The organism is Methanoregula sp. (assembly GCF_003170075.1).
Taxonomy (GTDB): domain Archaea; phylum Halobacteriota; class Methanomicrobia; order Methanomicrobiales; family Methanospirillaceae; genus Methanoregula.
The window spans coordinates 10,152-10,790 of the sequence record NZ_PMZU01000003.1 but is presented as its reverse complement, the minus strand read 5'-3'; positions in this window follow the sequence as shown (position 1 = coordinate 10,790).

The following is a 639-nucleotide window of genomic DNA, read 5'->3' as shown; positions in this document are numbered from 1 at the left end:
GCGGGCCAGTGGTCTTCGAGCCTTCGGACTTCCCCGGCTGGGATCACTGCTTGCATAGTCTTGACATCGATACGGACCGAGCCGTTATAGAGACGCGCGGCCCCTATGTGCTCGAACTTCACATCTGTGTTTGTTGTTGGACTCATGGTGTTTTTCACCATACATCTATCGACGTTAGCCCTTATAACTCTCCGCCGTGCGCAGGGTGAAAGTGAAAGCGGTGCGCTGTCCGATTTACGAAATAAAGATTTTGCGTAGAATTTTGTTCACGCTTGGCCCGCCCAGGCACACAGCGCGACAGGTCGCTGATGCGCCCCGTAACCGCGCCGTGTAGCCATTACCCGCCCACGCTGCAGGAAATTTTACGTTGTCCTGTTGGCATGCGACCGGTAAAAACAGTACCCGCCCGGCGCTCACGCGACACGGCGAAGATCGCCGTGTTCCGGCTCGCGCCCTCCCCCCCGGACCGAGGCTTGGTTTCGGTTGATCGGGGAACTGCATCTTGTCGCGGCTGGGCCCACCCGACAAAGCGAGCGACCGTCCGCTGATGCGTCCGGTAACCGTCGCTTTGTTTTCCCACCCGTACACCGATCCCGTGCCCCCATCAGGGGGCTATCCTGACCCGGCCCAGCGGCCCGA